The following is a 947-nucleotide window of genomic DNA, read 5'->3' on the forward strand; positions in this document are numbered from 1 at the left end:
CACGTCGAGTACGAAACGGCTAACCGCCACTACGCACACGTCGACTGCCCGGGCCACGCTGACTATGTGAAGAACATGATCACGGGCGCAGCGCAGATGGACGGCGCGATCCTGGTTTGCTCGGCAGCAGACGGCCCGATGCCGCAAACGCGTGAGCACATCCTGCTGGCGCGTCAGGTTGGCGTTCCGTACATCATCGTGTTCCTGAACAAGTGCGACATGGTGGACGACGCTGAACTGCTCGAGCTGGTCGAGATGGAAGTTCGCGAACTCCTGTCGAAGTACGACTTCCCGGGCGACGACACGCCGATCGTGAAGGGTTCGGCAAAGCTGGCGCTGGAAGGCGACACGGGCGAGCTGGGCGAAGTGGCGATCATGAGCCTGGCAGACGCGCTGGACACGTACATCCCGACGCCGGAGCGTGCAGTTGACGGCGCGTTCCTGATGCCGGTGGAAGACGTGTTCTCGATCTCGGGCCGTGGTACGGTGGTGACGGGTCGTGTCGAGCGCGGCATCGTGAAGGTCGGCGAAGAAATCGAAATCGTCGGTATCAAGCCGACGGTGAAGACGACCTGCACGGGCGTTGAAATGTTCCGCAAGCTGCTGGACCAAGGTCAGGCAGGCGACAACGTCGGTATCCTGCTGCGCGGCACGAAGCGTGAAGACGTGGAGCGTGGTCAGGTTCTGGCGAAGCCGGGTTCGATCACGCCGCACACGCACTTCACGGCTGAAGTGTACGTGCTGAGCAAGGACGAAGGCGGCCGTCACACGCCGTTCTTCAACAACTACCGTCCGCAGTTCTACTTCCGTACGACGGACGTGACGGGCTCGATCGAGCTGCCGAAGGACAAGGAAATGGTGATGCCGGGCGACAACGTGTCGATCACGGTGAAGCTGATTGCACCGATCGCGATGGAAGAAGGTCTGCGCTTCGCAATCCGCGAAGG

Annotated in this window: 1 protein-coding gene; it reads left to right on the top strand. The window is 61.6% G+C overall.

Annotated features, from left to right (window positions below; translation table 11 throughout):
• Positions 1-947: elongation factor Tu (gene tuf, locus ACTJLD_RS41335; protein ID WP_440661784.1), on the top strand; the 947-nt coding region annotated here is incomplete at both ends.

This window comes from Burkholderia sp. 22088, assembly GCF_052045915.1.
Taxonomy (GTDB): domain Bacteria; phylum Pseudomonadota; class Gammaproteobacteria; order Burkholderiales; family Burkholderiaceae; genus Burkholderia; species Burkholderia cepacia.